Genomic DNA, 13,009 nt, shown 5'->3' with positions numbered 1-13,009 from the left:
TTTTAACTCCTTAACTCTATAAATCTTTAAGTAACTCCGGACGGCGTAATTTAGTAATCATATGTGATTGCTCTTTTTTCCATTCATTAATTAGCCTGTGGTTACCGGATAACAAAACACTCGGTACAGCTCGATCACGCCAAATTTCAGGTCTTGTATATAGGCCGCATTCAAGCCCGCCCTTAAATTCCCCGTCTTCTTCGAAAGACTCGGAAGATAAGGTATTTTGGTTCATTAAAACACCTGGCAGTAGTCTAATTAAGCAATCGAGAATGGTGAGGGTAGGTATTTCTCCGCCGGATAAAATGTAGTCGCCTACACTAATTTCTTTAACATTATACTCTTCAATTACACGTTCGTCAATCCCTTCGTAACGTCCACATAAGAATATGAGGTTTTTATTTTTCAACATCTCTTTAGCAAAGTTTTGGGTAAAGACTCTACCGCGAGGTGAAGGATAGTACATTTCAGCATTAGGATTTAAAGCAAGAGCATGATCTATGCTACTACCTATAACATCAGGACGCATTATAAGCCCGTTACCACCACCATAAGCCTCATCATCAATATTTTTATGCTTAGTTAAACCGAAATCTCGAATATTAATAACGTCATATGACCAAATATTTTTATTTAGTGCTTGTCCTGCTAAAGAATGTCCTAGAGTCCCAGGAAACATTTCAGGAAAAACGGTTAAGATTGTGGCATGAAGTATAGACATACGTTTAAAATAGTAGACAGCACCAATTAACGCAATAAAATTATAATTTAATTATTTACCCCACCCACCTGCCCTATAATCTTCTTTTCTTTGTTTTTTAGCAGCAGCTGTTGCTAAGCATAATTTGACAAGAATTAGAGAGCTGTAAGCTAATATAATGGTTTAAAGATTTAACAGAAGAGAAAACAAGATTATTACAACGACGGAACTATAAAGTTTATTGATAGTTCAATTAAAAAAATGGAATAATCAAGGCATAAGATTGCTCTAAGCCTTGATTATAATAGTGATGGCAATTAATTTGTAAATAATTAAAACTTAAGTTTTGTACCTATAAGCCCAACAGTACCTCGTGTTGTTTTACTAGGTGCTTCAGGGTAATATACAGGTTTACCTTTAGCTTGGAAATGAGAAATTTCAGCATATGGTAATAAACCAGGCATGATCTTATATTCAGTAGCGAGGCTTACAGCATCAACGGTGTTTTTATATCTTGAAGTTTTAAGATATTCAAGACTTGTTTTTATAGGTCCTTGTCCATAAGCAACTGCTCCATTGTAATAATAGGTATCACGACCGACTTTATAATATTCCTTAGCGGTTAAGCTTTTACCTAAATTACCGTAAGAAGCACCACAAGAGAAATTACCGTAAGTAAATACAGCTCCAAGATTATATGCTTTTAAATTAGAAAGCTTATAGGTATTAAGCACTTGAATTGTAGTTCCGTCCATTTTAGCATGAATAAGACGACGAGCAGGTTTACCGTATTCTCCGGTGACAGATAATTTTAAGTCTGCATCTTCGCTAATTTCATGTTCATAAGTTAAGCCGGCAGAAAAAGCATCCCTAATATTCTGATTAATAGTCATGGTTTCGTTATTCTCTAATTTAACCGTCTTTATTCCGGTTTTAGAAACACTAACTCCGTTTCTGCCTGAGCTTTCAAGCGTTAAATTATTTATATCTCTATTACCGCCTGTATTAGCAGTATCGGGAGTATAAGAAACTCCGGCTTGGAAGCCTTGCATTTTAGGCGTGAAAAAATTCAATCTTCTAGCTCTCTCAGCTTTATCATTGATTTGATTAAAAGCATTAGAGTATGACTCAAGATAAAAGCTAGCACTAGTATCAAAATCCGATTTTAAACCGTTATATCGCATATATTGACCGTCAAGTAGAGCATATCTACACCATCCTCCGGTACCTGCAGTTACTTGACTACCGGTAATACGCAGCTTAGCGCTTGCATCAGCAGGAGAGCCGAGTTCTACTTTACCGTAACTAGTTTCAATAAAGATATGTGATCCATTATAACTTGTAGAGGTTTTTGCTTTTGTAGTAGGCTGAAGCACTATTTTAGCACCTGCTATTACATCATTGATAGTTTTAGCAATAGTGGCCGCAAACGCTGCTTCCGTGTAAAACCCTAGCTTTTTCCTGTTATCAGTTACATTTTTATCAAATAAAATTAAATGATCCTGTTTAATATAACCGCTTTCAAATAAATAGAATCCTTCTAATTTTATTTCAGTATCAGAATTAGAAATAACAGGTGTTGAATTTTCTTCGGCAAGACCAGCCGATGCAAGGCAAATAATACTTGCAGCTAATAATAATTTTTTCACTTTAATAAAACTCCTATAAACTTAAATAATAAAATTTACTATACAAAATAAATTGTGTTAATAAATATAAATCAACTACGCTAGAGTATAATAATACTTTCAGAATTCACAATAAAAAACTATTTTAATTTGTAATAATTTTAAGTATATAATGTTGTATTATTATCACTATCATTATTCAAGTAATTTCAGACTTATAGTTTTAAAGAAAAATTTTGTATTGTAAATAATTATGAGTTATAATCACTAGTTTATTAATTAAATCAAGTTTTGATTATGGCTATAATGTCAGATAAGTGGATAAAAGAAGCTGTTATAAATCAAAGTATGATAAGGCCCTTTGCGGAAAAGCAGGTAAGAGTGCATAATAAAGAAAAGATTATTTCTTATGGCTTATCTTCTTACGGCTATGATGCTAGAGTATCTAATGAATTTAAAATATTCACCAATATAAATTCTACTACGGTTGATCCAAAAAATTTCAGTGAATATAATTTAGTTGATAGAGAAGTAGATGTGTGTATTATTCCACCTAATAGCTTTGCCCTTGGCAGAACTATAGAATATTTTAAAATACCGCGTGATGTATTAGTTATTTGTGTCGGCAAGTCCACTTATGCAAGATGCGGTATAATAGTAAATGTGACTCCGTTAGAACCGGAGTGGGAAGGACATGTAACTTTAGAGTTTTCTAATACTACTCCATTACCTGCTAAAATATATGCAAATGAAGGAGCTTGTCAGTTTTTATTTTTAAAGAGTGATCAAATTTGTGATACTTCATATGCCGATCGCCAAGGAAAATATATGAAACAAGTAGGCGTAACTTTACCGCTAACATAACTTTTTTATGTAGGACATTATATTAAATTTTTAATAAGGATTTTTATGAGTACAATAAACACCGGGACTAATGAGACAATGCCGCATATTTCTGTTAATGCACAATATATAAAAGATTTATCTCTTGAGAACCCTTCTGCCCCGTCTTCTCTTGCGGCTTTGGATCAACGCCCTCAAATTGATTTATCTTTAGATATAAATATTACTAATTTATCGGACGAAAATTTCTATGAAGTAGAGTTAAATATCGAGGCAATTGCAAGAAATGAGAAATATAAATTATTTCAGATAGAATTAAAATATGCTGGAGTATTTAATTTAATTAATATTGATTCTGAACAACATGCGATTTTATTATCCGTGCATTGTCCGGCAATGATATTTCCATTTGCCAGAAAAATTATAGCTAGCTGTACTCAAGATGCAGGATTCCAGCCTTTAATGATTGATCCTATAGATTTTGGTGCCTTATATCATAAGAAAATATCGGAGCATCAAAACTAAGAAAATCATTTAATTACTTAATAAATTTCGTTTCATGCTTTTTAAATCACAGATAGAGCTTATAATAGTAGATATTTTATCAATTTGATTGAATATTCTTTACTTATGTTATTAATGAATGTATAAGGCACAAGATAAAAAATTATAGCACAATATAAAAATTGAATTTTATGGAGAAAAATAATGAGAGTTTTGTTAATTGAAGGCGAGACGGAAATGGCTAACTTAATTGAGCTAACTTTAGCTTCAGAAGGGATAGTTTGCGATAAAGCTTCAGTTGGTGTAGAAGGTTTAAGACTTGGTAAAGTTGGTGGTTATGATCTAGTAATCTTAGACCTTATGTTACCGGATATTAATGGTTTTGAGATATTACTAAGATTGCGTGCTGCAAAAATAAAAACCCCAATCTTAATTTTATCTAGCTTAACGGATACGGATCAAAAGATTACTGGTTTCTCTTTCGGAGCCGATGATTATCTAACCAAGCCGTTTGTAAGAGAAGAATTAATTGCTAGAATTAAAGCTATAGTTAGACGTTCTAAAGATCATGCAGCATCAGTATTTAGGTTTGATAAGGTTAGCATAAACCTAGATACTAGAAGTGTAGAAGTTGACGGCAAAAAAGTACATTTGACTAACAAAGAATATGCTATTTTAGAGCTATTAATACTCCGCAGAGGAACTATCTTAACTAAAGAAATGTTCTTAAATCACTTATATAGTAGTGTTGATGAACCGGAAATGAAAATTATTGACGTATTTATTTGTAAACTTCGTAAAAAGTTAAGTGATGCTGCCGGTGGTAGAGATTATATCGACACAGTATGGGGACGTGGTTATATGCTAAAAGAATATGATGAGTTACAACAAAAAGAAATTTTAGCACAAGGAGCATAATTAATGCCTTTATCTACTTCTTTACTTGGTAAAAAAAGTACTTATAAAGATAGTTATGATGTGACTTTATTATTTAAAATTCCACGTATAAATAATCGAAACGAACTTGGAATAAATAGTAATAATCTTCCGTTTTACGGTGTAGATGTTTGGAATACATATGAACTATCTTGTCTTAATAAGAACGGTAAGCCATGGGTTGGAGTAGGCACTTTTTATATACCGACGGATTCTGAAAATATAGTAGAATCAAAATCATTTAAATTATATCTAAATTCTTTTAATAACTTTGTTGTTGAATCAGTAAAAGAACTAGAAAGAATTATCTTGCAGGATCTAAGTAATGTTACACACGCTAAAGTAACAGGACGTATATTTCCTATAAATACAAAAGTAGAATTTGGTGTTCCAAGCGGTAAAAATATCGATGATTTAGATATAGTATGCAATAATTACGGTGCACCCGATAATAGTTTAATTGAGTATGAAGATGTTTTGGTAGAAGAAGAGATTAATTCTAATTTACTCAAATCAAATTGCTTAGTAACCGGTCAACCGGATTGGGGTACAATCGTTATAAAATATAAAGGAAAAAAGTTAAAACATGATTCTTTTCTGAAATATTTAATATCTTTTAGAAATTGTAATGAGTTTGCAGAGCAGTGTGCTGAGCGTATTTTTACAGATATTAAAAACGCTATAAGTCCTGGTTTTCTTTCTATTTATATAGTATATACTAGGCGTGGAGGAATTGATATTTGTCCCTATCGTTCTACCGATAAAAGTTATACTTTACCTAGCGATAAACGATTTATTAGGCAATAATTACTTTTCTAATCCATAAAGAAATCCGTTTGTGAGAAAAGTATTGTCAGTGTGGATTGAAAAACGCACCCGTTGTCATTCCGTGGCTTGACCACGGAATCTAGCTTACAATACTAATATTATTAGTATTTTAGATTTTTTTATGGACCCCGTGGGTCAAGCCACGGGGTGACACAGTGGATTTTACTAGTCCATCCAGCAATGTTCCGACTATACAGGAATGACATAAATGAGCCACGCAATAACGCTGATCAAGGCGGGGTAACAATCAAAAAATAATTCACGTAAGCAAGCTTTTTGCAGGATAGCAGTTAGTATAATTTTATGATTCTTTTGTAGGATTTTGTGGAGGCTTTAGGCTTTCTACTATTTTATTCAGGTCTATTTGACTACAGATCCCCAGTAATACGGGATCACGAGGACGAATAGAATTCATATTCCAATGGCTACGGGTTCTAATAGCATCTATAGTAATTTTAGTAGTACCTATTAATTTAATTATTTGATGGTCTTGGATGTTTGGATAATTAGACAATAACCAATATATAGCATCCGGTTTATCTTGACGTCTTGCTATAGGAGTGTATTTAGCACGCTGTTTTTTCTGATTTTTCATCAATTCATCAGCAGGGCTGCTATATGAAATTTGTAAATTAGCATTAGGATCTTTACTGCAACGCTCAATTTCCTCTAAAGTTAACTGACCGTTTGCAATTGGATTTAAACCTTTTATAGATTGTGCTACTTCACCGTCAGCCATACCTTTTATTTCAAATTCATGAATACCGCAAAAATCGGCAATTTGTTTAAAAGTTAAAGAAGTATTTTCAATTAACCACATAGCCGTGGCTTTTGGCAGAAGCGGTAATGTTTTTTGCGAATTCATGATAATGGTTTTTTAGCTTAATTTAAGAAGTTATAACAAATAGAGTTATTTAAGTCAATCTTCATTTAGAAACTTAACTATCTCCTCAACTACTTTCTTAGCATCGCCGAATAACATAAAAGTATTATCGTGATAAAATAGCGCATTTTTTATACCTGCATATCCTGATGCCATAGAGCGTTTAATAAACAAAATCGTACGTGCTTTTTCGACATCGAGTACCGGCATACCGTAAATTGGACTGTTCGGATCATTTTTAGCAGCAGGATTAGTTACGTCATTTGCCCCAATCACAAGCACTACGTCAGTGGTAGCGAAATCTCTATTAATTTCTTCAAGCTCAAGTACTTTCTCATAATCTATATTAGCTTCTGCAAGTAAAACATTCATATGCCCCGGCATTCTACCTGCTACCGGATGTACGGCAAAACGTACATTAATATCTGAACGTTCTAATATATCAACCATCTCTTTTATGATATGCTGAGACTGGGCTACTGCCATACCGTAACCGGGAACAATTATCACCGATGATGTATTAAGTAGTAAATGTGCCGCATCTTCAGGGCAGCTTGTTTTTGCTATTTTATCGTCGTCTATATCCTTGTTAATTCCAGTAGGTGCAGGCAAAAACGCCCCAAAAATAACCTTAATTAATGAGCGATTCATTGCTTTGCACATTATATAGCTAAGTATAGCTCCGCTACTACCGACTAATGCTCCAGTAATAATAAGTAGGCTATTGCTAAGCGTAAAGCCTATACCTGCTGCCGCAAAACCTGAATAAGAATTTAGCATTGAGACTATAACAGGCATATCTGCACCGCCTACCGGTATTATTAGTAATACTCCGATTAACAGTGATAAAAAGACTATTAGATTAAATAAAAATATATTCTCTGAACGAACAAACGATATTACTAGAATAACCAATATTATTGCCGTTAATACGCATACATATTGCTGACCGTAGAATTTTAACGGGCTACTTTTCATTAAGCCTTGTAGTTTTAGAAAAGCTATAATCGAACCGCTAAAAGTTAAAGCACCGATAGAGACGCCTACTGATATTTCTATTAATGCATTAATCGGTAAACTTCCTGCTATTCCTATAGAAAAATTTTCAGGGGCAAGTACTGTAGCATAAGCTACAAATACCGCAGCAAGACCGACAAAAGAGTGAAATCCCGCTACTAATTGAGGCATTGCCGTCATGGAGATTTTAAGTGCGATAATCCCGCCGATTACAGCACCTAATAATATGGTTGCTATAATGAGTAATTTATGAGTAAAATTCGGTAGGAAAAAAGTAACAACGACTGCTATCGCCATCCCCAAAATACCTATGGTACTGCCTAAACGTGCTTGTTTCTGTGAGGATAAGAATTTGAGTGATAGAATAAAGCAAACAGCCGCAACTAAGTATAATAACTGGATAATTTGTAGGGACATAGGTGAATGTATGTTTATATTATTAGCTATTTAGTGTCATACCGCGGCTTGACCGTGGTATCCAAAAAAAAATAAAAAAACTGGATCCCGCGATCAAGTCGCGGGATGACAAATACGCTTCAAGAACCATGCAACAAGGCTAAAAAGTAAATCCTATACCTATAGAAACTATTAAAGGATTAAGTTTAACTTTAGAGGTCACGGTTTTATTACCTACTAAATTCAGTTTATACTCAAGTTTAGGATTTAAGAAAAATTGTCTTACGTCAATATTGATTAAAGTATCATCTTTAGCATAAAAATCTACACCTATTTGTCCTACGGCACCGTGTCCATTTCTAATTTTAAGACCGGTAGCTTGCGTAAGCATATAAGAACCGTGATAACCTATACCTATATATGGTCTTATTCCACCGTAAGGAGCTATATGAAATTGTCCGGTAACTGTTGCAGGAATCATATAAATAGGTTTGTTTTTTCCTAGTTTGACATTATCAACGCCATAATTATGAGCAACGGCTACAAGAGATGTATATTTAGTGCGTAAAACATTAAAGCCAAGTGATAATTCAGTAGCTAAATAATTATTAAAGAATATAGTAGTGGACGCATCACCTCCATAACCGTTTTTTGCAACTTCTCCTACTGAAACAGGTTGAGGAGAGGTAGGAGTAGGTAATCCTTTTTGCTTAGCACTTGAAACAACACCTCCTAAACGCATCTTGAAAACTAAACTGCCTGCGTTTTCGTAATACGGTGTACTATCATAGTCAGGAGCAGAGTCTACATCATCATACATGCTTTTAGCAAAACTATTAATACTTATGCTCGATACAAACAAAATTATCCCTAATTTTTTCACTATTCTTAACATATAATTATAACCTTTACTTGCTTAAAATTGATTACCGTATTATTATATAAAATTTTTGTTTATATATCTATGCCATTGTCATAAAAGATAGAATTCTTTTACGCTAAAAGTCAAGACATTTAAGTAAAATTATAGAAATTATTGTATAGAAATTATTGGAGCATATTAATGAATGATGCATTAAAAACATATTTAACCGGTATAGGTTGGTTTTTACTTAGTTTAGTAAGTAGTAGTGCCAATGATGTAATGTCTAAATATCTTGGGACTCGTTTACATAGCTTTGAAGTAGCTTTTTTCCGCTTCTTTTTCAGTAGCATAGTTTTACTACCTTTTGTTGTTTATTGTGGTAAAAATACTTTAAAAACAAGTCGTCCTTTTGTACATATATTAAGAGGGTTATTATTATTTTTCGGTATGACTTCTTGGACTTACGGTCTTACCATAGCTCCCGTTACTACTGCAACAGTCGTAAGTTTTTCCATTCCTTTATTTACTTTAATACTTGCCGTATTTTTTCTGAACGAAAATATTATTTGGCCAAGATGGGTAGTTACCGTAGTAGGATTTATAGGACTTGTTGTTACGCTTAAACCGCATGCCGAGGATTTTAACCCAGAAATTTTGTATTTTGTATTAGCGGCTATTTCATTTGCTATGCTTGATATTATTAATAAAAAATTCGTAATAAAAGAATCGATGATTAGCCTGCTATTTTATTCGGCAATAGTAACTGCTATAGTGTCGTTACCTGTAGCATCGCAGTATTGGCTAACTCCTAATAGTTTTGAATTAGCTTTATTGTTTGTACTCGGTAGTAGCGGAAGCTTAATATTATTCTTCCTGCTTAAAGCTTTTTCCATGGTAGATGCAACCGCTACCGCTCCTTACAGATATTTAGAGCTGGTGATTTCGGCAATAGCGGCATATTTCATATTTAACGAATTTCCCGATAAAAGCACACTTCATGGAGCAGTAATAATAATTCCTACCACCTTATTTATAATATATTCCGAAAAAAAAGCTATGAATAGAAAACATGAATCGCAGTAAACTAGTATTTTCAAGCGGTATCGCTAACACTTTTGAATGGTATGATTATGTATTATTCGGTTATTTTGCACCCATAATAGGAACAAAATTTTTTCCAAATGATGATGCTAATACTTCTTTACTGCAAGCTTTTTTAGTATTTGCTATAGGTTATTTGGCAAGACCGTTGGGCGGCATATTTTTTGGTGTTATCGGTGATAGATTTGGACGCAAAGTAGCCTTAACTAGTGCGTTATTTTGCATGTCTGCCCCAACCGTATTAATAGGAATATTACCAACTTACCATACTATCGGTATAACTGCGACTATATTAATGATTTGTGTGCGAATTCTACAAGGATTATCAATTGGAGGAGCTTTGACCGGCTCTATTTCCTTTGTTATTGAGCATACTAGCCATAAACACCAAGGCTTCACCGGTAGTATTTCAATGTCTAGTATATGCTCCGGTTTATTGCTTGGTTCTTTTGTTTCTTATATCGTTAAGCATATCCTCACAGCTTCACAATTTGATAGTTTTGGCTGGAGAATACCTTTTTTACTTGGTTTTTTTATTCTTTTTGCAGCATTTTATATTAAAAAAAATACACACGAAACACCGAATTTTAAAAATCTAAGAGAGCAGAAGAAGATTTTACAATCACCGTTAAAAACAGTCATTACCAATTATTGGTTTGATATATTAATCTCGATTTTTATCAATGCTCCCGGTTCGATAATATTCTATCTAACTACAATTTACTTGGGATCGTTTTTAAAAATCAGCCGCAACTTTACTGAAAATGAGGTAAATAGCCTTGCTAGTGTGTGTTACGTGATTATGATAGCCGTAACTTTATTAAGCGGTTATCTATCCGATATTATAGGTCGCAGGAACATTTTTGTAATTAATCTGATAATAATTATTGTAACAACGCCGTTTTTACTTAATAATTTTGAGCATGGGGCCTTCACAAGTGTAATTATCTCACAATTGATACTTGCTATACTTGCTGCTAGCTATATCGGTCCTGAACCGGCATTACAAGCAGAATTGTATCCTACAAATATACGTAACACTGCTCTCTCTATTTCATATAACACTGCTACAAGTATTTTTGGTGGTACTACGCCTCTTGTCTTTGAATATTTAGTACACAAAACAGGGCATGTAACCTCAGCAGTTTATTATGTCATATTAAGCTGTATTTTTGCATTGATTGCCTTATCTTTTTACAAAAATAGAAGTTTAGATAAAATATGAAAAAAATTACAAAACCTGCAAACCTAGTTGAATTTAATAACAAAATTGTAGTCTTTAGACCTAAGAGTTATTACTATGGCGATGCTTGTGAACATAAAATAACTGAAAAGGGATTATGCCAGTATCTCTGAGGATAACATCAATCATTCCAGAACTTTTAAAGAAGTAACTAGTGACGAAGCAATTTCAAGGATAGATCTAGACTTATTCGGTACATGTCATAGAGTTACTACGAGTGTAACGGCTGACCTTCTACAACAAGAAGAAAACGGTTGTTTGGAAATGAGGCGTGTTACTGCAGAAGAGATATCCAAATTACACAAGTTAGTACAAGATAATAAAATGATATTAGCATGCCAAACCAAAGAAACAACACTAAAGATTTTAAGTGATTATTTACAGAAAGAATTTGGGATGCATGCTAATGAAACTACAGTAGCATCTTATAATGGGGTACATATAAGTGGAGCGAATTAGGAGCTAGAATAAGAGCTTTTTTGTAAATAGTAAACGAATTTCCAAAATTTTTCTTGATTTAATGACAAATATGTGGCAAAAAGGGTTTGAAATAATCTTGCTACTATAGCTCAGGGGTAGAGCACTTCATTGGTAATGAAGAGGTCGGGGGTTCGATTCCCCCTAGTAGCACCACCATACATCCTAAGCTTTGTGAGTTTTTAACCTTTCTTGAAAAACTCATATGCTGATTTTAGTCTAGTTTCTGTCAGATACTATTATTAGTATTATGTTTATTTTATAAAGCTAAGTTGCAAATAATATAAAACTAATGTATGATTTATATGATTTACATTTAAAATACAGCAACTACAGCAACGATTATTTTATTATATGATAGACATTCTTCTTTTTGTACATATTACTATCGCAATATTGCTAATTATAGTTATTCTGATGCAGCGTAGCGGATCGGATGGAATTAGTAGTATAAGCGGCGGTAATAATATGGGAGTAGTCAGTGCTAAAACAGTCGGTAATTTTCTTACTAAAAGCACTATAATACTTACAACATTATTTTTAATAAATGCAATAGTACTTGCTAACCTTTCCTCAAAAAAGAAATCTGATTTAGTTTCTAAGATTAATGAAATTGAAGAAAATCAAGCAGAAAATAGTTTACCTATAGCTAAATAGTTATAGCTTTATCTTAGTAATATCTTTCACACTTGTCATTGTCTACCTTTGTTGGTATTGTCGCGTGGATCGGTAAAATCCACTGTGTCACCCCGTGGCTTGACCACGGGGTGACACATAAAAGTACTGGATTCCTGCTTTTGCGGGAATGACATAACAGGACTCATGTAACAACACCTATGGATCAATGGCATGACATCAGAGAATTTAGTATAGTTTTCAGAACTCCCATATATATTATTAGAGTACAGCAATATTTTTGCATCTAAAATAATTTTAGAAATGTCTATAGAATTTAATATAAAAGAAAAAATTTATATCATTTTATGTACGTTTTTTACAGTTCTTATTATAGTAGGAAACTTAATATATCAAAAATTTGTTTACCTTAATATTTTTAATTTTTATATTCTTGAATTATCTATAGGAGCAATTTTTTACCCGTTAACTTTTTTATTAACGGATCTGAGTTTTACGGTAAAGAAAGAGCCAATTTTTGTGTAAAGCTTGCTATTATTTTTAATAAAATAGTAGTTTTAATAAATAAGTCTCATGGATAAATTGGAAGCTACTAATTGGTCTAATGTTGACAACATAACTTTTCATAAAGTCTTTGGTTCATACCATATATCTTTTTTAGCATCAACTTTTGCCTGTTATATATATAGCTCAACTTGTTGATATTAAATACCTATTTATGGATAAGAAATAATTTTAGTACGGCAATTTCTTTATTTATCGATACTTTTATTTGTAATTGGGATTATGAGCTTATTTAATATTTTTCCTTTTGACTAATTAGGTCATCTTGTACTTAATATCTATTCATTTAAACTATTTTTTACTATATTTAGTACTCCAGTATTCTATGCAGGAGTTTGGTTAATAAGCTTATTCATTAAGAAAGGATAAGCTCTTAGGAAAAGCTTAT

Annotated in this window: 13 protein-coding genes, 1 tRNA gene and 1 pseudogene; 10 read left to right on the top strand and 5 right to left on the bottom strand. The window is 32.9% G+C overall.

Going from position 1 to position 13,009, the window contains the following annotated elements; translation table 11 throughout:
* Window positions 1-16: 16 nt before the first annotated feature.
* Together trmD and A3305_RS03790 are read right to left on the bottom strand one after the other, a co-directional pair.
* Entirely contained in the window at window positions 17-721 is a 705-nt protein-coding gene (trmD, locus tag A3305_RS03795) for a tRNA (guanosine(37)-N1)-methyltransferase TrmD (RefSeq protein ID WP_014391824.1), read from the bottom strand.
* 311 nt (window positions 722-1,032) lie between these two features.
* Complete coding sequence (locus tag A3305_RS03790; RefSeq protein ID WP_014391823.1) at window positions 1,033-2,349, bottom strand: porin; 1,317 nt, start codon at window positions 2,347-2,349, stop codon at window positions 1,033-1,035.
* A 276-nt stretch (window positions 2,350-2,625) separates the two neighbouring features.
* Between A3305_RS03790 and dcd the strand changes: the two genes are divergently transcribed.
* The 4 genes from dcd to queF all read left to right on the top strand — a co-directional run bounded on the left by dcd (window position 2,626) and on the right by queF (window position 5,418).
* A complete protein-coding gene (dcd, locus tag A3305_RS03785; protein ID WP_010420471.1) occupies window positions 2,626-3,192 on the top strand; it encodes a dCTP deaminase in 567 nt (188 codons plus the stop codon).
* 45 nt (window positions 3,193-3,237) lie between these two features.
* Window positions 3,238-3,696: a protein-export chaperone SecB gene (gene secB, locus A3305_RS03780; RefSeq protein ID WP_014391822.1), complete on the top strand. Its 459-nt coding sequence runs from the start codon at window positions 3,238-3,240 to the stop codon at window positions 3,694-3,696.
* 183 nt (window positions 3,697-3,879) lie between these two features.
* Window positions 3,880-4,593 carry a response regulator transcription factor CtrA gene (gene ctrA / locus A3305_RS03775; protein WP_014391821.1) on the top strand — a complete coding sequence of 238 codons (714 nt, stop codon included), beginning with the start codon at window positions 3,880-3,882 and terminating at the stop codon, window positions 4,591-4,593.
* Window positions 4,594-4,596: 3 nt separating this feature from the next.
* Window positions 4,597-5,418 carry an NADPH-dependent 7-cyano-7-deazaguanine reductase QueF gene (gene queF, locus A3305_RS03770; RefSeq protein ID WP_014391820.1) on the top strand — a complete coding sequence of 274 codons (822 nt, stop codon included), beginning with the start codon at window positions 4,597-4,599 and terminating at the stop codon, window positions 5,416-5,418.
* 322 nt (window positions 5,419-5,740) lie between these two features.
* Here the strand turns inward: queF and A3305_RS03765 are convergent, their stop codons facing one another.
* From A3305_RS03765 to A3305_RS03755, 3 genes are all read right to left on the bottom strand, one after another.
* Complete coding sequence (locus A3305_RS03765; RefSeq protein ID WP_014391819.1) at window positions 5,741-6,304, bottom strand: cell cycle transcriptional regulator TrcR; 564 nt, start codon at window positions 6,302-6,304, stop codon at window positions 5,741-5,743.
* A 54-nt stretch (window positions 6,305-6,358) separates the two neighbouring features.
* Complete coding sequence (locus A3305_RS03760; protein WP_014391818.1) at window positions 6,359-7,756, bottom strand: NAD(P)(+) transhydrogenase (Re/Si-specific) subunit beta; 1,398 nt, start codon at window positions 7,754-7,756, stop codon at window positions 6,359-6,361.
* 139 nt (window positions 7,757-7,895) lie between these two features.
* The gene (locus A3305_RS03755) at window positions 7,896-8,630 is read right to left on the bottom strand and encodes an OmpW family outer membrane protein (RefSeq protein WP_014391817.1); all 735 of its coding nucleotides are present in this window, start codon (window positions 8,628-8,630) and stop codon (window positions 7,896-7,898) included.
* A gap of 168 nt (window positions 8,631-8,798) precedes the next feature.
* Here A3305_RS03755 and A3305_RS03750 point away from each other — a divergent pair, with 168 nt between their 5' ends.
* The 6 genes and pseudogenes from A3305_RS03750 to A3305_RS10375 all read left to right on the top strand — a co-directional run bounded on the left by A3305_RS03750 (window position 8,799) and on the right by A3305_RS10375 (window position 12,990).
* Window positions 8,799-9,683, top strand: a complete 885-nt coding sequence (locus tag A3305_RS03750; protein WP_014391816.1) for a DMT family transporter — start codon at window positions 8,799-8,801, stop codon at window positions 9,681-9,683.
* Complete coding sequence (locus A3305_RS03745; RefSeq protein ID WP_014391815.1) at window positions 9,670-10,926, top strand: MFS transporter; 1,257 nt, start codon at window positions 9,670-9,672, stop codon at window positions 10,924-10,926. The genes A3305_RS03750 and A3305_RS03745 overlap by 14 nt, the downstream gene beginning before the upstream one ends.
* A gap of 276 nt (window positions 10,927-11,202) precedes the next feature.
* Complete coding sequence (locus A3305_RS03740) at window positions 11,203-11,403, top strand: hypothetical protein (RefSeq protein WP_041860481.1); 201 nt, start codon at window positions 11,203-11,205, stop codon at window positions 11,401-11,403.
* Window positions 11,404-11,502: 99 nt separating this feature from the next.
* Window positions 11,503-11,577: transfer RNA gene (locus A3305_RS03735), tRNA-Thr, on the top strand.
* 198 nt (window positions 11,578-11,775) lie between these two features.
* Window positions 11,776-12,078, top strand: coding sequence for a preprotein translocase subunit SecG (secG, locus tag A3305_RS03730; protein WP_004996773.1), 303 nt, complete (start codon window positions 11,776-11,778; stop codon window positions 12,076-12,078).
* Between the two features lie 282 nt (window positions 12,079-12,360).
* Window positions 12,361-12,990, top strand: a pseudogene (locus A3305_RS10375) (queuosine precursor transporter).
* Window positions 12,991-13,009: the final 19 nt, after the last annotated feature.

The sequence above is a fragment of the Rickettsia amblyommatis genome (assembly GCF_002078335.1).
GTDB classification, from domain to species: domain Bacteria; phylum Pseudomonadota; class Alphaproteobacteria; order Rickettsiales; family Rickettsiaceae; genus Rickettsia; species Rickettsia rickettsii.
Note: the sequence above shows the minus strand (reverse complement) of the source record. Positions and strands in the feature narration are given on the sequence as shown.

What these genes read in the sequence shown, in the direction of transcription:
- ctrA (WP_014391821.1), top strand. Translation starts at nt 3,880, where the DNA reads ATGAGAGTTTTGTTAATTGAAGGCGAGACGGAAATGGCTAACTTAATT.
- A3305_RS03745 (WP_014391815.1), top strand. Translation starts at nt 9,670, where the DNA reads ATGAATCGCAGTAAACTAGTATTTTCAAGCGGTATCGCTAACACTTTT.
- trmD (WP_014391824.1), bottom strand. Translation starts at nt 721, where the DNA reads ATGTCTATACTTCATGCCACAATCTTAACCGTTTTTCCTGAAATGTTT.
- dcd (WP_010420471.1), top strand. Translation starts at nt 2,626, where the DNA reads ATGGCTATAATGTCAGATAAGTGGATAAAAGAAGCTGTTATAAATCAA.
- A3305_RS03755 (WP_014391817.1), bottom strand. Translation starts at nt 8,630, where the DNA reads ATGTTAAGAATAGTGAAAAAATTAGGGATAATTTTGTTTGTATCGAGC.
- secB (WP_014391822.1), top strand. Translation starts at nt 3,238, where the DNA reads ATGAGTACAATAAACACCGGGACTAATGAGACAATGCCGCATATTTCT.
- A3305_RS03750 (WP_014391816.1), top strand. Translation starts at nt 8,799, where the DNA reads ATGAATGATGCATTAAAAACATATTTAACCGGTATAGGTTGGTTTTTA.
- queF (WP_014391820.1), top strand. Translation starts at nt 4,597, where the DNA reads ATGCCTTTATCTACTTCTTTACTTGGTAAAAAAAGTACTTATAAAGAT.
- A3305_RS03765 (WP_014391819.1), bottom strand. Translation starts at nt 6,304, where the DNA reads ATGAATTCGCAAAAAACATTACCGCTTCTGCCAAAAGCCACGGCTATG.
- secG (WP_004996773.1), top strand. Translation starts at nt 11,776, where the DNA reads ATGATAGACATTCTTCTTTTTGTACATATTACTATCGCAATATTGCTA.
- A3305_RS03760 (WP_014391818.1), bottom strand. Translation starts at nt 7,756, where the DNA reads ATGTCCCTACAAATTATCCAGTTATTATACTTAGTTGCGGCTGTTTGC.